Below are 23,661 nucleotides of genomic sequence, written 5' to 3'. Positions count from 1 at the left end.
CTTAGGCTGACTGTCACGCCAGTCTACATCAATATAATTAGAGAAAGACTCTAGAGCGTGTTGATCTTTGCTGCTTATTTTTACAGCAAAAGAAATTTATAAAACAAGCAACATATTCAACTATTTTGGGTTTGGGCATTGATTGATATTAACAATGACCACTTAAAAATAAAAACAGCCTTACGGGTTCGATTAAAAGACATTTCACTCATTTTATTCTGCGTTGAGAGGCGCTAGCCTAGTTCACTAGGCGGCGAGCCTCTCTCCTTGCCTAAAATGCTTTTAATTCGAATAAAAATCGACCATCAAAGGTCAACACGCTCTAGTCTACCAGTGACTTAGGTCTGCCAAAAGGGGCAAAGCATTTTTTTCAATCTGATTTGTCTAAAGACATGAGAATGACTCTCAGATTAGATTATTCATGATAGCAATATCAATGAAGATAATAGCAAGTTACCGCGGTTCTACACTAAGAACAAGTGTCTGTTGCCCATTGACTTGCCAGCGAACATTAAATTCGAGTAAGTGTACCGCATAAATTCTATCACTTTGTTCTCCCTTTTTATAAGCAGGACGAGGATCTTGCTGTAATACTTGGGTAATAAAGCGTGAAAGATGAGGGTATTCACTTGCATGCTGTTGCAGTTGTTCTGATGCAATCTGTGAAAAGAAAACAGGCATTTCGTTATTAGGAGCTTCTTGTGCAAACCCTGCAATCGCATTTGGGCGAGACTCTGCAAACGGTAAATAAGGTTTGATATCAAGAATAGGAGTGCCATCCACTAAATCAAGGCTACCTAATTCTAAAATGACAGACTGATCCGCGGTATTTACTTTTTTCAATTCAACCAATGACATACCAATTGGATTGGGGCGAAAAGTTGAACGAGTTGCAAAGACACCCATTTTGGCGTTTCCGCCTAATCTTGGGGGGCGAACGAGAGGGCGCCAACCTTGTTGTGCTGTTTGATGGAAAACAAAGATCAACCAAAGGTGACTAAATTGCTCTAAGCCTCGAACGGCATCAGGGTGATTATAAGGTGTGTGCAGAATAAGTTGACCGCCGCCATCCTGGATTAATCCAGGTTGGCGTGGAACGGCAAATTTTTCTTTATAAGGGCTAGAAATATACCCTATAGGATTCATTTGGTAGGTATTCATTTTGTAATGAGTAGCGCTGTGCCTTCACAAATAGCAGATTGATAGCAGCCTAAGCCTGTGACAATTTGGCATTCATGCAACAAAACGGCATTCGCATTTTTGTAAGCTGCTTTTGTTGCCATTCTTTTTTTAGCAATAGGTAAACTTGCTGGTGGATCTTGTAATGTTTGACGACAAGACTCGCCAGCGACAATACCAAGATCTTTAAAAGGCGCACCTAAAAGGTCTTCTGTTTTTTCAACAATACGCACTGAAGGTAAAGTCTGTGATCTTGGTTTTTGTGGTTGTCCTGGTTTATTTAAACGCATATCCGTAAACTTAGACTGATCAACATCAGATGATTTCTGCATTGAACAGCCTGTCATAAACAGCGCCATGATGCCAAGAAGTAGCAAGCGCATGTGCATGGGTTATATCCTCTTTATTATTGTCTATATATACAAAATTTAAACGGCACTAATTTAATGCAATTTAGCCAAGTAAAAAAGAGAAAGGCGAACATTTGTTCGCCTTTTTTATGATTAAGCTAAATATTAGCGTATTACCAACCTTTAACTGCACCACCGTTGAAGATTTTATTTGCTGCGCTATCCACTTCATCTGTTTGATAGGCTTGGATAAACTTCTTCACATTCTCGCTGTCTTTATTATCTTCACGAGCAACAATGATATTTACGTAAGGTGAGTCTTTATCTTCAACAAAAATACCATCTTTTGCAGGCGTTAAGTTAACTTGGCTTGCATAAGTGGTGTTGATTACCGCTAAATAGATTTTCTGATCATCTAATGAACGTGGTAGCTGAGGTGCTTCTAATTCTACTAATTTTAGATTTTTAGGATTTTCAATAATATCTAAAGATGTCGGTAATAAGCCTACACCGTCTTTTAATTTAATTAATCCTACTTTTTCTAATAACAGCAGTGAACGACCTAAGTTAGTTGGATCGTTAGGGATGGCCACTTGAGCGCCATCAGGTAAATCAGCTAAATCAGTAATTTTTTTAGAGTAACCCGCGATAGGATAAATAAACGTATTTCCTACAGCAGTAATCTTGAAATTACGATCTTTAATTTGCTGATCCAAATAAGGTTTGTGTTGAAATGCGTTAAGATCGATATCCCCGCGGCTTAATGATTCATTAGGCATTACGAAGTCATTGAAAGTAACGAGTTCTACATCAAGACCATATTTATCTTTAGCAACTTGTTTTGCTACTTCAGCAACTTGTTGCTCAGAGCCAGAAATAACACCAACACGAATATGGTTTGGATCTTTTTCTTTTTCACCACAACCCGCTAATGCTAATGCACCAATTAAAGCACTTACGACTGCGAGCGATTTAAATTTCAATGACATACATTTACCCTTATTTGATCTGTTAATTAAAAGGTTTCGATTTAATAATTGAAACCTTTAATCTAATTATTTATGTGTTGTCAGCTTCACTAAGCGATCGCCGAAAAACTGAATGATGAAAACAAGAATAACGAGTAGAACAATCACAATATTCATTACAGTTGCATTATAGCCAACGTAACCATATTGATAGCCAATTTGACCTAAACCACCTGCACCAACTGCACCACCCATTGCCGAGTAACCCACTAATGTAATTAGTGTAATGGTTGCAGCGTTAATCAAGCCTGGTAAAGATTCTGGTAATAAAATTTTCTTAATAATTTGCATTGGTGTTGCACCCATAGAACGAGATGCTTCAATTAATCCTTGTGGGATTTCCAATAGTGTATTTTCGACCATACGGGCAATAAAAGGTGCTGCGGCAACAGTTAATGGCACGATGGCTGCTTGCAAACCAATAGATGTTCCTACAACCAAGCGGGTGAAAGGGATCATCCATACAAGTAAGATAATAAAAGGGATAGCCCTAAAAATATTCACAAGTGCTGAAATAACACGATAGGCAGGTGGATTTGCCATAATTTGTTCAGGACGAGTGACATAAAGTAAAACACCAAGTGGTAGCCCGATAACAAAACCAAAGAAGCCTGAAACGAAGGTCATGACTAAGGTTTCCCAGATCCCACTAATTAATAAATAAACCATTCCTTCAGACATAACCGAGAACCTCTACTTTCACATGATGCTCTTCTAAAAACGCAATCGACTTTTCAGTATTACCATTCTTACCGTGTAACTCAGCTAACATCACGCCAAACTTCACACCGCCGGCATAGTCCATTTGTGAACTTAATATATTAATATCTGCGTCAAAACGACGAGCAACAATGGACATTAATGGTGCATCAACGGATTGACCGTTAAATTCAAGTTTCAATAATGGGAATAAACCTTCTTCCCACTCTGGCTTCAGACATTCTTTGTAATCTTCAGGAATATCCAATTGTAATGTTGATTGGATAAAAGCCTGAGAAACAGGTGTTTTTGGATGAGAGAAAACTTCACTCACTGCATCACTTTCAACTAATTCACCACCACTTATTACTGCAACCTGATCACAAATGCGTTTTACAACGTCCATTTCATGAGTGATTAATAAAATGGTAAGACCTAAACGACGGTTAATGTCTTTGAGTAATTCTAAAATAGAACGTGTTGTTGCTGGATCAAGAGCGCTCGTTGCTTCATCACACAATAAAACGTTTGGTGAATTTGCTAATGCGCGTGCAATTGCAACACGTTGCTTTTGCCCACCAGATAAGTTTGCTGGGTAATACTCTTTCTTATCTGACAAACCAACTAATTCAAGTAATTCATTAACGCGCTTATTAATTTCAGCGCGAGGTGTACTATCCAGTTCTAATGGCAGTGCCACATTATCAAACACTGTACGAGAAGACAGTAGGTTGAAATGTTGGAAAATCATACCAATGCCACGACGTGCTTTTGTTAATTCTTTATCAGATAACTTAGTTAGATCACGACCATCAACAAGCACTTCTCCTGAAGTTGGTTTTTCTAACATGTTCACACAACGTATAAGTGTACTTTTACCCGCTCCTGACGATCCGATAACACCAAAAATCTGCCCTTGTGGCACATGCAGGTTAATGTTTGATAGCGCTTGTATGGAACGCTCTCCCTGCTTAAACACTTTGTTTATATTCGTCAGTTTAATCATGTTTTTCTTTATATAAGTAGATATGGGACATAAAGACTATTCTGCCCGAGTTAAAATAGATGTTAAGGCGTCTAGACGTCTAAGTCAATAAAAAAGAGTTGAAGAGTAATAAAGAAAGAAAGCCGTGGATATCATTCTCTATATAAGAAAAAACATGCGATACTAATAAAAATATCTAAATGGAGTAATGCTGTGAGCAAGGGGATTTCTGCGATTTTTTTAGATCGCGATGGAACTATTAATATAGACCATGGTTATGTGTCTGAAATTGATAACTTTGAATTTATCGATGGCGTGATTGAGGCAATGGCTGAATTAAAAGCTATGGGATATGCCTTGGTACTTGTGACTAATCAATCGGGCATTGGTCGTGGTTATTATAGTGAGGATCAATTTTTACATCTAACAGAGTGGATGGATTGGTCTTTGGCAGATAGAGGTGTTGATTTAGATGGTATCTATTATTGTCCTCATCATCCTGATGCTACTGTAGAAGAATATAAGAAAGAATGTGATTGTCGCAAACCAGCCTCAGGTATGTTTATGGATGCAAAAGCACAATTAAACATCGATATGGCTTCTTCTTATATGGTTGGTGATAAAAAAGAAGATATGTTGGCAGCAAAAACTGCGGGAGTGGGTCATAAAATTCTTGTTCGCACTGGAAAAGAGATAACTGAAGAGGCACAACAGTGTGCAGATTTTGTTCTCGATAGCCTTGCAGACTTGCCAAAATGGCTAAAAAACCACAAAAAATAGGCACTTCGTTTAATTTACCAACAAACGAATATTTTTTTTAAAAAAAACTATTGCCAGCCTCAGAAAACTCCCTATAATGCGTCCTCGTTGTCACGGCACAGGGCGCTAAGCGAACTGACTGAGACAACGAAGAGAAAAGAAAAAAGTTTGAAAAAACTCTTGACTCTTCAGAGGAATAACGTAATATACGCCTCCTCGCAACAACGCAGAAGACCGGAAACGGCAGCGAAAGTTGCACTGCTCTTTAACAAATTATCAGACAATCTGTGTGGGCACTCGCAGAGACGATATCTTCTAAAATATTAGATGTATCAAGTCTTGAAGAGTGAACAACAAAAGTAAATTCATTTATGAATAGCTAAGTTTTCGATTTCTTTGAGCATCAAACACTTTTAATTGAAGAGTTTGATCATGGCTCAGATTGAACGCTGGCGGCAGGCCTAACACATGCAAGTCGAGCGGTAACAGGAGAAAGCTTGCTTTCTTGCTGACGAGCGGCGGACGGGTGAGTAATGTATGGGGATCTGCCCGATAGAGGGGGATAACTACTGGAAACGGTAGCTAATACCGCATGACGTCTACGGACCAAAGCAGGGGCTCTTCGGACCTTGCGCTATCGGATGAACCCATATGGGATTAGCTAGTAGGTGAGGTAATGGCTCACCTAGGCGACGATCTCTAGCTGGTCTGAGAGGATGATCAGCCACACTGGGACTGAGACACGGCCCAGACTCCTACGGGAGGCAGCAGTGGGGAATATTGCACAATGGGCGCAAGCCTGATGCAGCCATGCCGCGTGTATGAAGAAGGCCTTAGGGTTGTAAAGTACTTTCAGCGGGGAGGAAGGTGATAAAGTTAATACCTTTATCAATTGACGTTACCCGCAGAAGAAGCACCGGCTAACTCCGTGCCAGCAGCCGCGGTAATACGGAGGGTGCAAGCGTTAATCGGAATTACTGGGCGTAAAGCGCACGCAGGCGGTCAATTAAGTCAGATGTGAAAGCCCCGAGCTTAACTTGGGAATTGCATCTGAAACTGGTTGGCTAGAGTCTTGTAGAGGGGGGTAGAATTCCACGTGTAGCGGTGAAATGCGTAGAGATGTGGAGGAATACCGGTGGCGAAGGCGGCCCCCTGGACAAAGACTGACGCTCAGGTGCGAAAGCGTGGGGAGCAAACAGGATTAGATACCCTGGTAGTCCACGCTGTAAACGATGTCGATTTAGAGGTTGTGGTCTTGAACCGTGGCTTCTGGAGCTAACGCGTTAAATCGACCGCCTGGGGAGTACGGCCGCAAGGTTAAAACTCAAATGAATTGACGGGGGCCCGCACAAGCGGTGGAGCATGTGGTTTAATTCGATGCAACGCGAAGAACCTTACCTACTCTTGACATCCAGAGAATCCTTTAGAGATAGAGGAGTGCCTTCGGGAACTCTGAGACAGGTGCTGCATGGCTGTCGTCAGCTCGTGTTGTGAAATGTTGGGTTAAGTCCCGCAACGAGCGCAACCCTTATCCTTTGTTGCCAGCACGTAATGGTGGGAACTCAAAGGAGACTGCCGGTGATAAACCGGAGGAAGGTGGGGATGACGTCAAGTCATCATGGCCCTTACGAGTAGGGCTACACACGTGCTACAATGGCAGATACAAAGAGAAGCGACCTCGCGAGAGCAAGCGGAACTCATAAAGTCTGTCGTAGTCCGGATTGGAGTCTGCAACTCGACTCCATGAAGTCGGAATCGCTAGTAATCGTAGATCAGAATGCTACGGTGAATACGTTCCCGGGCCTTGTACACACCGCCCGTCACACCATGGGAGTGGGTTGCAAAAGAAGTAGGTAGCTTAACCTTCGGGAGGGCGCTTACCACTTTGTGATTCATGACTGGGGTGAAGTCGTAACAAGGTAACCGTAGGGGAACCTGCGGTTGGATCACCTCCTTACCTAAGAGATACGTGTTATGTGTAGTGCTCACACAGATTGTCTGATGAAGAACGAGCAAAAGCGCGTCTGCGAAGCTGACTGAAGTCCCCTTCGTCTAGAGGCCTAGGACACCGCCCTTTCACGGCGGTAACAGGGGTTCGAATCCCCTAGGGGACGCCAATTGCGCGGTATGAGTGAAAGGCGTACCACACTATAGTCTGATGAGAATCAGAGAATAGTTAAGATAATTCGTGTGAGTTATTTTACCTATTATGCTCTTTAACAATCTGGAACAAGCTGAAAAATTGAAAACAAATCAATATATCACCGAGGTATATTGATGAGTCTCTCAAAATCTCAAATCTGAATGTAATCTTCAGAAGAAGGATATGCGAGCCAAATGATTTCAAGGCGGACAGCGCACAGCAAGCGCAGCATACATTAGTATGTGAGCATTGCGAGCACTGCCCAACACAGAAATCATGAAGCGTAGCAATCCGTTTTAGAAGACACCTTCGGGTTGTGAGGTTAAGCGAATAAGCGTACACGGTGGATGCCTAGGCAATCAGAGGCGATGAAGGACGTGCTAATCTGCGATAAGCGTCGGTAAGGTGATATGAACCGTTATACCCGACGATTTCCGAATGGGGAAACCCAATATCCAATGGATATTATCATTAACTGAATACATAGGTTAATGAAGCGAACCGGGAGAACTGAAACATCTCAGTACCCCGAGGAAAAGAAATCAACCGAGATTCCCCTAGTAGCGGCGAGCGAACGGGGAACAGCCCAGAGTCTTAATCAATAGCAGCATCAGGAGAACGGTCTGGAAAGTCCGGCAGTAAAGGGTGATAGCCCCGTATCTGAAGATGCTGTTATTGTGAACTCGACGAGTAGGGCGGGACACGTGTTATCCTGTCTGAATATGGGGGGACCATCCTCCAAGGCTAAATACTCCTGATTGACCGATAGTGAACCAGTACCGTGAGGGAAAGGCGAAAAGAACCCCGGCGAGGGGAGTGAAAAAGAACCTGAAACCGTGTACGTACAAGCAGTAGGAGCCTCTTCGTGAGGTGACTGCGTACCTTTTGTATAATGGGTCAGCGACTTATATTCTGTAGCAAGGTTAACCGTATAGGGGAGCCGTAGGGAAACCGAGTCTTAACTGGGCGAATGAGTTGCAGGGTATAGACCCGAAACCCGGTGATCTATCCATGGGCAGGTTGAAGGTTGGGTAACACTAACTGGAGGACCGAACCGACTAATGTTGAAAAATTAGCGGATGACTTGTGGATGGGGGTGAAAGGCCAATCAAACCGGGAGATAGCTGGTTCTCCCCGAAAGCTATTTAGGTAGCGCCTCGTGAACTCATCTTCGGGGGTAGAGCACTGTTTCGACTAGGGGGTCATCCCGACTTACCAACTCGATGCAAACTGCGAATACCGAAGAATGTTATCACGGGAGACACACGGCGGGTGCTAACGTCCGTCGTGAAGAGGGAAACAACCCAGACCGCCAGCTAAGGTCCCAAAGTCATGGTTAAGTGGGAAACGAAGTGGGAAGGCTCAGACAGCCAGGATGTTGGCTTAGAAGCAGCCATCATTTAAAGAAAGCGTAATAGCTCACTGGTCGAGTCGGCCCGCGCGGAAGATGTAACGGGGCTAAACCATGCACCGAAGCTGCGGCAGCGACACTATGTGTTGTTGGGTAGGGGAGCGTTCTGTAAGCCTGCGAAGGTGTACTGTGAGGTATGCTGGAGGTATCAGAAGTGCGAATGCTGACATAAGTAACGATAATGCGGGTGAAAAACCCGCACGCCGGAAGACCAAGGGTTCCTGTCCAACGTTAATCGGGGCAGGGTGAGTCGACCCCTAAGGCGAGGCTGAAAAGCGTAGTCGATGGGAAACGGGTTAATATTCCCGTACTGGTGGTAACTGCGATGGGGGAACGGAGAAGGCTAGGTTGTCCGGGCGACGGTCGTCCCGGTTCAAGCATGTAGGCAGAGTGATTAGGCAAATCCGGTCACTTAATGCTGAGGTGTGATGACGAGCCACTAAGGTGGTGAAGCAATTGATGCCCTGCTTCCAGGAAAAGCCTCTAAGCTTCAGGTTACCAACAATCGTACCCCAAACCGACACAGGTGGTCAGGTAGAGAATACTCAGGCGCTTGAGAGAACTCGGGTGAAGGAACTAGGCAAAATGGTGCCGTAACTTCGGGAGAAGGCACGCTGGCGGTAAGTGAAGTCCCTTGCGGACGGAGCCGAAGCCAGTCGAAGATACCAGCTGGCTGCAACTGTTTATTAAAAACACAGCACTGTGCAAACACGAAAGTGGACGTATACGGTGTGACGCCTGCCCGGTGCTGGAAGGTTAATTGATGGGGTTATCCTTAGGGAGAAGCTCTTGATCGAAGCCCCAGTAAACGGCGGCCGTAACTATAACGGTCCTAAGGTAGCGAAATTCCTTGTCGGGTAAGTTCCGACCTGCACGAATGGCGTAATGATGGCCAGGCTGTCTCCACCCGAGACTCAGTGAAATTGAACTCGCTGTGAAGATGCAGTGTACCCGCGGCAAGACGGAAAGACCCCGTGAACCTTTACTATAGCTTGACACTGAACATTGAGCCTTGATGTGTAGGATAGGTGGGAGACTATGAAGTGTGGACGCCAGTCTGCATGGAGTCAACCTTGAAATACCACCCTTTAACGTTTGATGTTCTAACCTAGGTCCATAATCTGGATCGGGGACCGTGTCTGGTGGGTAGTTTGACTGGGGCGGTCTCCTCCTAAAGAGTAACGGAGGAGCACGAAGGTTGGCTAAGCATGGTCGGACATCATGCGGTTAGTGCAAAGGCATAAGCCAGCTTGACTGTGAGAGTGACGGCTCGAGCAGGTACGAAAGTAGGTCTTAGTGATCCGGTGGTTCTGAATGGAAGGGCCATCGCTCAACGGATAAAAGGTACTCCGGGGATAACAGGCTGATACCGCCCAAGAGTTCATATCGACGGCGGTGTTTGGCACCTCGATGTCGGCTCATCACATCCTGGGGCTGAAGTAGGTCCCAAGGGTATGGCTGTTCGCCATTTAAAGTGGTACGCGAGCTGGGTTTAGAACGTCGTGAGACAGTTCGGTCCCTATCTGCCGTGGGCGTTGGAAGATTGAGAGGGGTTGCTCCTAGTACGAGAGGACCGGAGTGAACGCACCACTGGTGTTCGGGTTGTCATGCCAATGGCATTGCCCGGTAGCTAAGTGCGGAAGAGATAACCGCTGAAAGCATCTAAGCGGGAAACTTGCCTCGAGATGAGTCTTCCCTGTCACCTAGAGTGACCTAAAGGAACGTTTAAGACTAAGACGTTGATAGGCTGGGTGTGTAAGCGTAGCGATACGTTGAGCTAACCAGTACTAATGAACCGTGAGGCTTAACCTGACAACACCGAAGGTGTTTTGTCTGAGAGACGAACAGTAGATGAAGTAAGCTTGTTTAAGATTGAAATTGCTGGTTACTGAGAAAGAAACGACAGTAACGGGTAATAAAACCGAATTTGCTTGGCGGCCATAGCGCAGCGGACCCACCTGAATCCATGCCGAACTCAGAAGTGAAACGTTGTAGCGCCGATGGTAGTGTGGGGTCTCCCCATGTGAGAGTAGGGAACTGCCAGGCATCAATTAAAGCGTTAGTGTTAAATAACATTAATCGCGCAAAGAATACGCGGAGCGGTAGTTCAGTTGGTTAGAATACCTGCCTGTCACGCAGGGGGTCGCGGGTTCGAGTCCCGTCCGTTCCGCCAACATTAAGAAGCCTAAGTCTAACGACTTAGGTTTTTTTTTGCTTAAAATTTAGAATTGAGCATAAATTAATCGGATAATTTTAGGTAAACATAACTATTATGTACAAAAATAATTACTTTTGTTGATAATGGTGTCCTTTTAGAGGGTGAGAGCGAAGCTTGGCTTTGGTATACTTTAGTTATAGCAAGATATCTTGCTGTTTATCTGAGGTTGCTAATGGCGAAAAAACCGAATTATTCAGTGCGTTTTGTGGCAGGTCAACCTGTAGAGAGGATTGAGCCTAGCCCGCCTTTAAGTGAAAGAAAGGATACTCTACCTATTGGAATGCCCCTTTACACAGAAGGCACTCTAAAAATTGCGGTTTGGAATATCTATAAACAGCAACGACTCAATTGGCGTAATATGTTGGAAACGCTCTCAACAGATACGCATTTGCTTTTGTTACAAGAAGCGCAAACTACACCTGAGCTTGTGCGTTTTGCTGGAATTCATCATTTAATTGCAGACCAAGTCCCTGCCTTGGCTTTTCAACAACACCCTGCAGGCGTGATGACATTATCAAGTTCCCATCCTATCTATTGCTGTCCTCTCAGAGAGAAAGAGCCTTTTTTACGGCTACCCAAATCAGCATTAATCACGGTATATCCATTAATTACGGGTGATCATTTAATGGTCATTAATGTACATGCGATTAATTTTAGTTTTGGTGTTGATGTTTATCAGCGTCAGTTGAGCAATTTATCTGTTCACATCATGAATCATAAAGGACCTGTGATTTTAGCGGGTGATTTTAATGCGTGGAGTCGCCCAAGAGTCAATGTATTAAAACGTTTTGCAAGAACGTTAAGACTCAAAGAGGTTATTTTTGATAATGATTGGCGTACAAAAGCCTTTGGTAAACCTTTGGATTATATTTTTTATCGGGGGTTATCGTTGAATAAAGCCGAAGTCTTAATTACAGATGCATCCGACCATCATCCTTTAATTGCGACATTTTATTAGCAAGTAATTATAACACAAGTTAATATTTAATTTTTTATATTTAAATTAAATATGATTATATCATCTATCAATTAGAAATATTATTTTGTAGATAATTTATCTATCTATTTAATCTATTTGTTATATTAACGCCCTTTACTATACTTTTTTTGTCTATCTAATATCACTAGATATAGGAAATAAAATGCCAACAAAAAATATAGTTATTATTGGTGGTGGTACTGGCGGAACTATTCTTGCTAATATCCTAGCTAAAAAATTAAATGACGAAATCTTTTCAAATAAAATTAAAATCACGCTTATTTCAGATAATCCTAATCATTATTACAAACCTGCATTTATGTATATTGCATTTAATCTTTTTTTAAAAGAAGAGCTAATGCGATCAGAAAGAAGTTTATTAAGACCTGAAATTGAATTTGTTATCGATAAAGCAGAACGTTTTGACTTTAATAATAAAGTTATTTATTGCGAGTCAAATAAAAAATATAACTATGATTTTTTAGTATTAGCAACAGGTTGCGTTCCTAGCCCTCATAGAATTGAAGGCTTAAAAGAAGCGGGAAATCATTTTTACCAATATGAAGCTGCCAGAACACTTGCTGATAAATTAGCTAAAATTGAAAAAGGCCGTGTATTTATTACGGTTAGCTTCCCTGAAACACCTAATGTACCTCATCAATGTGGTATTGCCCCTATGGAGACAACATTGATGCTGGATGAACTTCTTCGCCAGCGTCGGGTAAGAAATAATATAGAAATTGTTTATACCTATCCTACGGTTGCCCAACTTCTAAGAAACTGTCTGTTTATGCAACAAGAAGTTTGTGAAGTGCTTCCAGCAGTATTCTCTGAGCGAGATATTAAAGCTAAGCGAGGCTTTACGTTGAGCCATGTTGATCCTGATAAGAAAATAGCTTACTCAAAAGAGGGCGAGGAAGAGCCATTTGATATCCTGATGAGTACACCGCCGATTACTGCCGTTGAGGCAATACGTAATACTGGTTTGAGTGAACATAATAATGGTGAAGGCTGGTTACCGACTGATCCTGAAACATTGCAAGTCTATGGATTAAATCAAGTGTATGTTCTTGGTGATACGGTTGATTTACCGATTAGTAAAGCTGGCGGTAGTTGTCATAACCAAGCTGGCGTAATTGCAAATAACATCTGTGGTGAACTTCGCTACGGTTATCCTGCTGCGATTTATGATGGCCGTGTGCAAGCGGTCGCACAAATGGGATTATCAGCAGGTATGCCATTACAGTATGACTATAAACATGACGTAATTCCTACACCACCAACAAAGCTAGGTGGATTACTGCGTAATAGTTATAACAGAGGTTTATATTGGGCAACCGTTAGAGGATTATTATAGGGGATACAATAATGAGTGAAAATAACTTAAGCCCAGCAGATATTCAGCTATTATCTGATGAAGATAAATTACATCTTCAACATTTATTAGAAAAAGCAAGACCATTATTAGCATTAAAACGTTTTGATAATATTGTCGATTTATTATCTTTAATTTCTGACTCAATAGATATTATGGATAATGCAACGGTTGAAAAACTTTCTGTTGCGTTTGAAGAAACATTAATTCCAGTATGGGAGTTAAGTGCTGCTTATAATATGGCAAAAAAAGAATCTATTTATCAAGATAGAAAATATACATTAGGTTCAACTTTTTCGTTATTAAAAAATCCTGATACGCTTAAAGGAATTTCGATTATTCTAAGAACAGTTCAAATTATCGGGGAAAATAACCAAAGAATAGAAAATTAATTAATAGCTAGGAGATATAATGACGCAAAGTAATAAACATTTTAATACTCAAGCAATACATTATGGTTATTCTCCGTTAGATTTTCAGGGGGCATTAGTGCCTCCTGTTTTTCAAACATCCACTTTTGTTTTTCCAACGGCACAATATGGTGCTGATTGCTTTGCGGGAAAACAAAAAGGGCATTTTTATTCTCGGATCTCAAACCCTACTTTAGAATTGTTAGAAAGGCGCTTAGCACAATTAGAATATGGTGAAGGTGCCGTTGTTTTTTCTTCAGGAATAGGGGCAATTACGTCTAGTTGCTGGTCGTTACTTCAGCCTGGTGATGAACTTATTGCTGATATGACGCTTTATGGCTGCACTTTTACGTTTTTCAATCAGGGGCTTGCTAAATTTGGTGTTAAAATAAAACATGTTGATTTAACTAACCTTGAAAAACTAAAAGAAGCAATCACAGAGAAAACAAAATTAATTTTTTTTGAAACTCCGGCTAATCCTAATATGCGAGTGAGTGATATTGCAAAAATATCAGAAATTGCGCATCAACATCATATTTTAGTGATGGTCGATAGTACTTATTGCTCGCCTTATTTACAGCAACCTTTAAAACTTGGTGCTGATATCGTTGTGCATTCTATGACCAAATATTTATCAGGTCATGGGGATGTCACTGCGGGAGCAATTATTACCACGCACGCCTTAGCGGATAAAATACGTGTTGAAGGTTTAAAGGATATGACGGGGGCTTGTTTATCTCCTCATGATGCCTCGTTAATATTACGAGGAGTAAAAACACTGAGCATAAGGATGGAGCAGATCTGCCAAAATGCGCAGCGTATTGCACAATATCTTGAAGATAATCCTAAAGTCGAAACTATTCATTATCCAGGGCTAGTTTCTTTTCCTCAATATGAACTCGCCAAACGCCAGATGCGTTTACCCGGTGGCATGATAGCTATTGAACTAAAAGGAGGCATAAAAGCCGGTAGAGAATTTCTCAATCGTTTAGATCTTTTTAGTAGAGCCGTGAGTTTAGGAGACTGCGAATCTTTAGCGCAACATCCTGCCACAATGACCCATGCCACTTATAGTGCAGAAGAACGACAAAGACATGGAATTAGTGATGGTTTAATTCGACTATCAATTGGTCTTGAAGATGTGGAAGATTTAATTGCGGATTTAAAACAAGCTTTGGCTTAATGAAAATCGCATAATTTATAATAAAGAAAAAGGCTGTGAATTAATCCACAGCCTTTATTGTTTGGCTAGAAATTGTCTAATTCAGAAATGTGATTTATTTCTGAGTCATTCTCGGCTTGATACCCACATAATAGCCAACAGTTAAAATAGCTACCCATACCATACCGACAACCAATGCCATTCTGGTTGATTCAAAATAGCCTAAGATTGCGATAACAAACGCCATAAAGACGATAGTCAATGCTGGTGCAACAGGCCATAGTGGTACTGGAAATTTAAGCGTTTTCACTTCATCTGCGCTCATCTTACGGCGCATAGCAACTTGAGAAAGTAAAATCATTAACCACACCCAAACTGTTGCAAATGTCGCAATAGAAGCGATTAAAACAAAGATTTGCTCTGGAATAAGGTAGTTAAGTACTACGCCTAGCAACAATACGACAGACATCACAAGCACCGTCATCCAAGGCACACCATTGCGGGTGAGTTTCATAAAGGATTTTGGTGCTTGTCCTTCTTGAGCCATACCGTACATCATACGACCGGCACCGAAGATATCACTGTTTATCGCAGAAATTGCTGCTGTGATAACCACAAGGTTTAAGATATTTGCTGCTGAATTGATCCCTAGATTTGAGAAAATCTGTACAAATGGGCTACCGTTATGACCAATTTGTTGCCAAGGGAAAATGCACATTAGAATGAAAATCGTCAGTACATAGAATAATAAGATACGAAACGGTACGGCATTGATAGCTTTAGGAATGGTTTTTTCAGGATCTTTAGCTTCACTGGCAGTAATACCAATGACTTCAATCCCACCAAACGCAAACATCACAATGGCAAGTGAGGCTATTACGCCTTCTATGCCATTTGGCATAAAGCCGCCGAACTCCCATAAGTTAGAGATCCCAATAGGGTGTTCAGTTTGTTGACCAAAACCATACATCATAATGACAACACCACCAATGATCATGGCGATAATAGCGGTCACTTTAACAATAGAAAGCCAAAATTCCATTTCACCAAATATTTTCACATGGCAAAGGTTTAAGGCACCAATAAAGCAAACTATTCCTAAAACCCATATCCACTGATCAACATCTGGGAACCAGAGTTTCATATAAAAGCCAAATGCTGTGACGTCAGCAAGACATACAATCAGCATTTCAAAAACGTAGTTCCAGCCAGTTAAGAAGCCAGCTAAAGGTCCCATATAATGGCTTGCATATTGTGAAAAAGAGCCTGCAACAGGATGATGAACTGCCATTTCACCTAATGCACGCATAACCATAAATACTGCTGCACCACCAATAAGGTAAGCAAGTAATACAGCCGGTCCCGCTTTCTCAATGGCTGCGGCAGAGCCATAAAATAAACCTGTACCGATTGCAGAGCCAAGCGCCATGAAACGAATGTGCCGCCCTGATAATCCTCGTGAAAGTTGATTCTCTTTTTGCATCTAAAGTATTCCCATCTCTGTCCAACGGAGGAACTCTATCCTCTTTTTCAGTGTCTTCTCGCACGTTAGCTATTCAAAACAAACCATGTACCTTATCATAAAGCCTCTTACGGTGAGATAGTTATCTGTAATAATCATCAGCATTCATTGGATATCAGAGTTTCTTATGCAATACCCCATTAATGAAGTGTTTCAAACCTTACAGGGTGAAGGTGTTTTTACTGGCGTTCCTGCACTTTTTGTTCGATTACAGGGTTGCCCTGTCGGTTGTAGTTGGTGTGATACCAAACATACTTGGGAAAAAGAAGACGATAAAAAAGTTCCTCTTGGCGACATTCCTATTAAAACGCAAGAAAGTGATACGTGGGGAGAAGCTAGCGTCGCTCAGATTTTATCACTTTTCCAACAGCAAGGTTATAGTGCAAAACATGTGGTTATCACGGGAGGCGAGCCTTGCTTATATGATTTGCGCCCTTTAACAGAAGGACTAGAGCAAGCTGGTTTTGCCTGTCAGATAGAAACCAGTGGTACTCACGATATTTTATGTAGTGAGAAAACATGGGTGACACTTTCCCCAAAAGTAGGCATGAAAGGGGGATTTACGGTATTACCCAGCGCTATCAATCGCGCTAATGAGATAAAACATCCCGTTGGGCGTGCGAAAGATATTGAAGCGTTAGATGCCTTACTGACATTACGCACAGAACACCCTGTACCTGTTGTTGCCTTACAGCCTATTAGTTGTAAAGAGAGTGCGACAGCATTATGTATTAAAACCTGTATTGAACGTAATTGGCGTTTCTCGATGCAAACGCATAAGTATTTAAATATTGCTTGATTGCGTTTTTAATATAAAAAAATCAGCCAATAAAAGGCTGATTTTCTTTTTAGGTGATAACGGTTTAATGTTAAACCCGATTTACTCACCGCGATAAATACATCCTGCTGTACACGTCTCTTTCACCATCACCGCAGATAATAATGGTAATGACGGTTTTACTTGTTGCCAAATCCATTTTGCCAGCACTTCGCTGGTCGGATTTTCTAGCCCTTCAATTTCATTAAGATAGTAGTGATCTAAACGCTCAAGAGTAGGTTTAAATGCGGCTTTTACATCAGCAAAATCAATAAGCCAACCTGAATGCGCATCAACTTCACCTGTTAGTTCTAATCTAACAAGGAAAGAGTGCCCATGAAGACGTCCACATTTGTGGCCTTCAGGAACATGAGGTAAATGGTGGGCAGCTTCAAACTGAAAATCTTTAAAGATGGTGGTTGTCATCAAAACTCTCTTGACTTAATTAGTAAAAAAGAAACAGATAGAACGAACGCTATCAGTGTAGCCGATTTAGCGTATCACACCTAATCTCCGTTAATCTTAATCACTTATTAGCTTCCTTTATGCTTATCTATTATATCGATAAAGGAAACCAATAAATAAATTTAGCATTTAAGGTTATTAGATAGAGCCAACAGGTCTTTAATTCACCTTCTAGTCGTGAGATACCCTCTCAACATTAGAAATATTATCAAAGAACAATAAAGCACAGATAAGTGCTTCGCTTTTTTAAGGCAGGATAAATGAGCAATCAACCTCCATTATTATCAATGCTTCCATTAACGCCGGAGCAATTGAATAAATTACAGGACGCAACAAAAGATCTCTCAACAGCGCAAATTGCATGGTTATCAGGCTATTTGTGGGGGCAACTTAATCCTTCTGTGGTATCCACATCGACAACGGCTACTTCAGTGCAAGTGCCAGAGCCAGAAACCATTACATTGATCTCTGCTTCTCAAACGGGTAATGCGCGTCACCTTGCAGAACAGTTGCGAGATAATCTGGTTGCTCACAAATTGAACGTAGAACTCTATTCCGCAGGCGAATATAAGTTTAAGCAGATCCATAAAACCACCACCTTGATCATCATTGCATCGACGCAAGGTGAGGGTGATCCTCCTGAAGAAGCGATAGCTTTTTATAAATACCTGAACTCTAAAAAAGCCGCTGAAATGAAAGAAACGGCTTATGCAGTATTGAGCTTAGGTGATACCTCGTATGAGCATTTCTGTAAGGCAGGAAAAGACTTTGATGAGCGCATAGCACAACTGGGTGCAACACGTTTATTACCAAGAGTTGATGCTGATGTTGAATATCAATCTGTTGCGGATGAATGGATAAAACAGCTTACAGAACTCTTAACAGCAAGAGTGCCGGCACAAAGTACGCAAGTCTTACAACAAACACAGTCAGGCACGACAGATACGGTTAATGCCTCTATCTATCATAGAGATGCACCTTTTACTGCCACATTACTGACAAATCAAAAAATCACAGGCAGAAATTCAGATAGAGATATTCGCCATATTGAAATCAGCCTTGAAGGCTCTGATCTACAATATCAACCGGGTGATGCGCTGGGAGTTTGGTTTAATAACTCATCTGAAAAAGTTGATGAACTTATTGCTTTATTGTGGCTAAAGGGTGATGAAGCTGTCACGTTAAAATCTCAAACATTCACCTTAAAAGAAGCGTTACTGCACCATTGTGAGCTAACTCAAAATAGCGCACCTATCGTAAAAGCCTATGCCCAATTGACGCGTCATGAAGATCTATTGTCATTGGTGGCGGATAAAACCAAGCTTCAGCAATATGCAGACAAACACCCTATTAATGAGATGGTACGCGAATATTGCGCTCAACCTACGGCACAAGATTTTGTGGATATTTTACGTCCACTTACACCTCGCCTTTACTCTATTGCATCGTCACAACAAGAAGTAGAAGACGAAGTACACCTTACTTTAGGGGTTGTACGTTACGACGTTAACTCGCGTGCTTATACCGGCGGAGCCTCTGGTTTTTTAGCTGATGGCTTAAAAGAAGGCGATAGCGTCAATATTTTTATCGAAAAAAATGCACATTTTCGTCTCCCTGAAGATAACACTGCACCTGTCATTATGATTGGCCCAGGTACAGGCATTGCACCTTTTAGAAGTTTTATGCAGCAGCGCGAAAATGACGCGGCAACAGGTAAAAATTGGTTATTTTTTGGTAATCCTCATTTTGTAGAAGATTTTCTCTATCAAGTGGAATGGCAACGTTATGTCAAAAGCGGTCTGTTAACTCATATCGATTTGGCATGGTCACGAGATCAAGCACATAAAATTTATGTACAAGATAAATTGCGTGAACGTGGCAATGAGATTTGGCAATGGTTACAGCAAGGTGCTTATCTTTATGTCTGTGGTGATGCGTCACGAATGGCAAAAGATGTTGAACAGGCGTTGTTAGATATTGTGATGGAGTATGGCAATAAAAATATTGAAGAAGCAGATGAATATTTAAGTGAGCTACGTCTAGAAAGGCGTTATCAGAGGGATGTCTATTAAATGAAATCACACACTCAAGCGCCCTTAGTGGTTGAAGGGAAACTGGCTGATAGTGAACGCATGAAAAAAGAGAGTCACTTTTTACGCGGCACTATTACAGAAGACTTACAAAATGGTTTAACCGGTGGCTTTGAAGGCGATAACTTTTTGTTAATTCGCTTTCATGGCATGTATCAACAAGATGACAGAGATATTCGAGCAGAACGTGCAGAGCAAATGCTAGAACCTCGCCATGCGATGATGCTACGTTGTCGTTTACCCGGTGGCATTATTTCGCCTAAACAGTGGCTTAGCATTGATAAGTTTGCGACGGAAAATACGCTTTATGGCAGTATTCGTATTACTAATCGTCAAACATTTCAATTTCATGGCATTTTAAAAGGCAATGTAAAACCTGCACATCAAATGCTTGCAGCAACAGGACTGGATTCTCTAGCTACTGCGAATGATGTTAACCGTAATGTCCTATGTACTTCAAATCCAGTGCAATCTTCATTACATCAAGAAGCGTATGAGTGGGCGAAAAAAATATCAGAACACTTATTACCTCGCACTCATGCTTATGCGGAAATTTGGTTAGATAAAGAGAAAGTTGCAACTACAGACGAAGAGCCTATTTTGGGGGAAACCTACTTACCACGGAAATTTAAAACCTCAGTGGTGATCCCGCCTCATAATGATGTTGATCTGCATGCGAATGACATGAATTTTATTGCGATTGCTGAAAATGGGCATTTAGTCGGTTTTAATGTGCTTGTAGGGGGCGGTTTAGCCATGACACATGGCGATAAGAATACCTTTCCTCGCTTAGCCAGTGAGTTTGGTTATATCCCGATTGAGAATACATTGGCAATTGCAGAAGCGATTGTGACAACTCAGCGTGACTGGGGAAACCGAACTGAACGCAAAAATGCAAAAACAAAATACACATTAGAACGCGTTGGTGTAGAGACGTTTAAACAAGAGGTTGAACGCCGTTCAGGTGTCACTTTTGAGGCTATTCGACCTTATGAATTTACTCACCGAGGCGATCAAATTGGTTGGTTAAAAGGTGTGGATGATAAATGGCACCTGACTTTATTTATTGAAAGCGGACGGTTGATTGATATGCCTGATGCTCCATTAAAAACAGGTGTCGCTGAAATCGCTAAAATTCATCAAGGCGATTTCCGACTTACTGCCAATCAAAATTTGATTGTGGCAGGTGTACCAGAGAGTGAAAAAGCCAATATTGAAGCAATTGCTCGTCGATATGGTTTGATCAATAGCCAAGTTACACCACTACGTGAACATGCGATGGCGTGTGTTTCTTTCCCAACGTGCCCATTAGCGATGGCAGAAGCTGAGCGCTTTTTACCCTCATTCACCGACACACTTGATAGCTTAATGACAAAACATGGCGTCAGTGATGAGCACATTGTTGTGCGCGTAACTGGATGCCCAAATGGCTGTGGTCGAGCAATGCTTGCAGAAGTGGGGCTGGTGGGTAAAGCACCTGATCGCTACAACTTGCATTTAGGGGGCAATCGCATCGGAACACGTATCCCTAGAATGTATCGTGAAAATATTACTTCGCAAGAAATCATCGCAATACTTGATGCGCTGATTGGTGAATGGGCGTCTTCTCGCGATAATAATGAAGGTTTCGGCGATTTTCTTATTCGCACTAATGTGGTTAAACCTGTACTGAATTCAGCCATCGATTTTTATGAAGTGCAGGAGGCTGTATGAGTTTATTTCAGCTTGCTTCGCTAAAACAGTTACCTGTTGAAGAGCAGACACATGCTTTGAGCCAGATTAATCAGCAGTTAGAGCAATTAAGCGCCATTGAACGGGTTACTTGGGCATTAGATAATTTACCTAAAACCTATGTATTAAGCTCTAGTTTTGGTATTCAAGCTGCAGTATGTTTGCATTTAATCACTCAGCAATATTCTGATATCCCGGTGATCTTAACTGATACAGGTTACTTATTTCCTGAAACCTACCAATTTATTGATACGCTGACTCAGCAGTTACAACTTAACTTGAAGATCTATCGAGCTGAAATATCTTCATCTTGGCAAGAAGCGCGTTACGGTAAACTTTGGTTAGAAGGTATTGAAGGTATCGAGCGTTATAATCAGATAAATAAAGTAGAGCCAATGGAAAGAGCTTTACGTGAATTACAGGCTCAAACATGGTTTGCAGGTCTTCGTCGTCAGCAATCTAAAAGCCGTGAACATTTGCCTGTGCTTTCAATCGCAAAAGGGATCTTTAAGTTTCTACCCATCGTTGATTGGGATAATAAGAAAATTTATCAATATCTTAAAGAAAACGACTTACCTTATCACCCTTTATGGGAGCAAGGTTATCTCTCTGTGGGAGATACTCATACAACCCGAAAATGGGAAGAGGGGATGAGTGAAGAAGAAACACGATTTTTTGGCTTAAAACGTGAGTGTGGATTACACGAATAACGTCATTAACTACTAATAAGTAATGAGGGTAATAGAGCTTATCTATTGCCCTTTTTGTCGTATTTAAAATTATAACTGTTTGAAAATATTTTATTTTTCCTTATTCCTTTCTGTTCCATCACATAGCTTTTTGTCATTTCATAACCCCTAAAGCAACTTTTATAGTCGTTAGTTATAAAGTGAACAACGAAGGTGAAATGCGCGTATGGATTACCTACCCTTATTTGTGGAATTAAAAGAACGCCCAGTGTTATTGGTTGGTGGTGGTCATGTTGCTGCGCGTAAAGCTTTGCTGTTGTTAAGAGCTGGCGCTCGCTTAAGAGTGATTGCACCTCAGTTGTGTGATGAATTACATCTTGCTTATCAACAAGAAAAAATTGAATGGGTATCAGCCAAATATCAATCTGAACATCTATTAGGAATGATGCTTGTGATTGTGGCAACGGATGACAGTGAGCTTAATCAGCAAGTTTATCTTGATGCACAAGCGCGGCATATTTTTGTCAATGTTGTGGATTCACAACCTCAATGCTCATTTATTTTTCCAGCCATTATCGATAGAAATCCCATTTTGATTGCTATCTCATCGGCTGGGAAAGCCCCTGTTTTAGTGCGAATGATACGTGAAAAACTAGAAGCGTTACTGCCAAACTCATTAGGCGCAATGGCAACAATTGCCGGAAAATGGCGCAATAAAGTGAAGCTGCAATTAGGCTCGTTTCAAGCGCGTTGCCGTTTTTGGGAGCGAGCGTTTAGTGGCAAATTTGCCGCTTTAGTGGCGAGTGATCAACTGGCACAAGCAGAAGCCTTGCTTGCACAACAATTGACACAAAAAGAGATCCAACAAGGTGAACTAGCATTAGTTGGGGCAGGTCCCGGTGATGCAGGATTATTAACGCTGCGCGGTTTACAGGTTATTCAACAAGCGGAAGTCGTGCTCTATGACAGTTTAGTGAGTCCAGAGGTTTTAGAGCTTGTTCGTCGTGATGCTGACACTATTTGTGTAGGTAAAAGAGCGGGACACCATAGCGTTTCTCAAGAAGAAACGAATGCGTTGATCGTGAAATATGCGCAACTTGGTAAACGCGTTGTCCGATTAAAAGGCGGTGATCCCTTTATTTTTGGGCGAGGTGGCGAAGAATTAGAGGTTGCAGTACAACATGGTATTTCATTCCAAGTGATACCTGGGGTTACTGCGGCAAGTGGCGCAAGTGCATACGCGGGTATTCCATTAACGCATCGTCAATATGCACAAAGCGTCACCTTTATGACAGGGCATTGTAAACCTGACGGAATAGAACCTGATTGGGCTTCATTAGCGCAGGCGAATCATACGTTAGCTATTTATATGGGAACAACAAAAGCCGAGCTTATTAGCCAACGATTAATTGAGTTGGGGCGTTCGCCTTTAACGCCAATTGCTGTCATTAGTTGTGGTACACGCCATGATCAACAAGTTTTCACGGGAAATCTAACGCAACTCGCACAATTAGCAGAAAAAGCGCCAACTCCGGCTTTATTGATTGTAGGAGAAGTTGCCGCATTACATCACCAACTGGCGTGGTTTGGCGATAGACAATCCCAATCAACATCACCAATCCACTCACCTTTGGTTCATTTTGCCTAAA

General features: G+C 41.7%; 17 protein-coding genes, 2 tRNA genes and 3 rRNA genes. 15 read left to right on the top strand and 7 right to left on the bottom strand.

Annotation, left to right across the window (positions count from 1 at the left end):
* Positions 1-453: 453 nt before the first annotated feature.
* The 5 genes from tsaA to metN all read right to left on the bottom strand — a co-directional run bounded on the left by tsaA (position 454) and on the right by metN (position 4,262).
* Entirely contained in the window at positions 454-1,161 is a 708-nt protein-coding gene (tsaA, locus tag QQS39_RS15000) for a tRNA (N6-threonylcarbamoyladenosine(37)-N6)-methyltransferase TrmO (RefSeq protein ID WP_151435960.1), read from the bottom strand.
* Entirely contained in the window at positions 1,158-1,568 is a 411-nt protein-coding gene (gene rcsF / locus QQS39_RS14995) for an Rcs stress response system protein RcsF (protein WP_109373131.1), read from the bottom strand. The genes tsaA and rcsF overlap by 4 nt, the downstream gene beginning before the upstream one ends.
* Before the next feature lie 134 nt (positions 1,569-1,702).
* Entirely contained in the window at positions 1,703-2,518 is an 816-nt protein-coding gene (locus QQS39_RS14990) for a MetQ/NlpA family lipoprotein (RefSeq protein ID WP_099074393.1), read from the bottom strand.
* 66 nt (positions 2,519-2,584) lie between these two features.
* Entirely contained in the window at positions 2,585-3,238 is a 654-nt protein-coding gene (locus QQS39_RS14985) for a methionine ABC transporter permease MetI (protein WP_023582692.1), read from the bottom strand.
* Positions 3,231-4,262, bottom strand: a complete 1,032-nt coding sequence (gene metN / locus QQS39_RS14980; protein WP_151435959.1) for a methionine ABC transporter ATP-binding protein MetN — start codon at positions 4,260-4,262, stop codon at positions 3,231-3,233. The genes QQS39_RS14985 and metN overlap by 8 nt, the downstream gene beginning before the upstream one ends.
* A 192-nt stretch (positions 4,263-4,454) precedes the next feature.
* Here metN and gmhB point away from each other — a divergent pair, with 192 nt between their 5' ends.
* From gmhB to QQS39_RS14930, 10 genes are all read left to right on the top strand, one after another.
* Complete coding sequence (gene gmhB, locus QQS39_RS14975) at positions 4,455-5,021, top strand: D-glycero-beta-D-manno-heptose 1,7-bisphosphate 7-phosphatase (RefSeq protein WP_285804833.1); 567 nt, start codon at positions 4,455-4,457, stop codon at positions 5,019-5,021.
* Between the two features lie 393 nt (positions 5,022-5,414).
* Positions 5,415-6,957: ribosomal RNA gene (locus QQS39_RS14970) — 16S ribosomal RNA — on the top strand.
* Between the two features lie 84 nt (positions 6,958-7,041).
* Positions 7,042-7,117, top strand: a tRNA-Glu gene (locus QQS39_RS14965).
* A 346-nt stretch (positions 7,118-7,463) separates the two neighbouring features.
* Positions 7,464-10,366 (top strand): 23S ribosomal RNA (locus QQS39_RS14960).
* Positions 10,367-10,484: 118 nt separating this feature from the next.
* Positions 10,485-10,600: ribosomal RNA gene (gene rrf / locus QQS39_RS14955) — 5S ribosomal RNA — on the top strand.
* Together the 16S, 23S and 5S rRNA genes with 2 tRNA genes alongside form the textbook arrangement of a ribosomal RNA operon.
* 50 nt (positions 10,601-10,650) lie before the next feature.
* Positions 10,651-10,727: transfer RNA gene (locus QQS39_RS14950), tRNA-Asp, on the top strand.
* Between the two features lie 217 nt (positions 10,728-10,944).
* Positions 10,945-11,730, top strand: coding sequence for an endonuclease/exonuclease/phosphatase family protein (locus QQS39_RS14945; protein WP_151435957.1), 786 nt, complete (start codon positions 10,945-10,947; stop codon positions 11,728-11,730).
* A gap of 184 nt (positions 11,731-11,914) precedes the next feature.
* The gene (locus tag QQS39_RS14940) at positions 11,915-13,108 is read left to right on the top strand and encodes an NAD(P)/FAD-dependent oxidoreductase (RefSeq protein ID WP_109371461.1); all 1,194 of its coding nucleotides are present in this window, start codon (positions 11,915-11,917) and stop codon (positions 13,106-13,108) included.
* An 11-nt stretch (positions 13,109-13,119) separates the two neighbouring features.
* Positions 13,120-13,518: a hypothetical protein gene (locus QQS39_RS14935; protein WP_151435956.1), complete on the top strand. Its 399-nt coding sequence runs from the start codon at positions 13,120-13,122 to the stop codon at positions 13,516-13,518.
* A gap of 19 nt (positions 13,519-13,537) precedes the next feature.
* Positions 13,538-14,719 (top strand): methionine gamma-lyase, encoded by a 1,182-nt coding sequence (locus QQS39_RS14930; protein ID WP_285804832.1) that lies wholly within the window; start codon positions 13,538-13,540, stop codon positions 14,717-14,719.
* A gap of 94 nt (positions 14,720-14,813) precedes the next feature.
* On the opposite strand, the gene QQS39_RS14925 is transcribed toward QQS39_RS14930, so the two are convergent.
* Positions 14,814-16,181, bottom strand: a complete 1,368-nt coding sequence (locus tag QQS39_RS14925; protein ID WP_151435954.1) for an amino acid permease — start codon at positions 16,179-16,181, stop codon at positions 14,814-14,816.
* A gap of 166 nt (positions 16,182-16,347) precedes the next feature.
* On the opposite strand from QQS39_RS14925, the gene queE reads away from it, so the two are divergent.
* Positions 16,348-17,019, top strand: a complete 672-nt coding sequence (gene queE / locus QQS39_RS14920) for a 7-carboxy-7-deazaguanine synthase QueE (protein WP_196735980.1) — start codon at positions 16,348-16,350, stop codon at positions 17,017-17,019.
* 81 nt (positions 17,020-17,100) lie between these two features.
* On the opposite strand, the gene queD is transcribed toward queE, so the two are convergent.
* Entirely contained in the window at positions 17,101-17,466 is a 366-nt protein-coding gene (gene queD / locus QQS39_RS14915) for a 6-carboxytetrahydropterin synthase QueD (protein ID WP_088494721.1), read from the bottom strand.
* A gap of 296 nt (positions 17,467-17,762) precedes the next feature.
* On the opposite strand from queD, the gene cysJ reads away from it, so the two are divergent.
* The 4 genes from cysJ (at position 17,763) to cysG (ending at position 23,660) form a co-directional block, all read left to right on the top strand.
* The gene (gene cysJ, locus QQS39_RS14910) at positions 17,763-19,574 is read left to right on the top strand and encodes an NADPH-dependent assimilatory sulfite reductase flavoprotein subunit (protein ID WP_285804831.1); all 1,812 of its coding nucleotides are present in this window, start codon (positions 17,763-17,765) and stop codon (positions 19,572-19,574) included.
* Positions 19,575-21,305 (top strand): assimilatory sulfite reductase (NADPH) hemoprotein subunit, encoded by a 1,731-nt coding sequence (gene cysI / locus QQS39_RS14905; protein WP_285804830.1) that lies wholly within the window; start codon positions 19,575-19,577, stop codon positions 21,303-21,305.
* Positions 21,302-22,033: a phosphoadenylyl-sulfate reductase gene (locus QQS39_RS14900; RefSeq protein WP_196735977.1), complete on the top strand. Its 732-nt coding sequence runs from the start codon at positions 21,302-21,304 to the stop codon at positions 22,031-22,033. The genes cysI and QQS39_RS14900 overlap by 4 nt, the downstream gene beginning before the upstream one ends.
* 205 nt (positions 22,034-22,238) lie before the next feature.
* A complete protein-coding gene (cysG, locus tag QQS39_RS14895; protein WP_285804829.1) occupies positions 22,239-23,660 on the top strand; it encodes a siroheme synthase CysG in 1,422 nt (473 codons plus the stop codon).
* The last annotated feature ends 1 nt before the right edge of the window (position 23,661 follow it).

This window comes from Proteus appendicitidis (assembly GCF_030271835.1).
In the GTDB taxonomy this organism is placed as follows: domain Bacteria; phylum Pseudomonadota; class Gammaproteobacteria; order Enterobacterales; family Enterobacteriaceae; genus Proteus; species Proteus appendicitidis.
The sequence above is the reverse complement of the archived record's forward strand: the minus strand, read 5'-3'. Positions and strand labels throughout refer to the sequence as shown.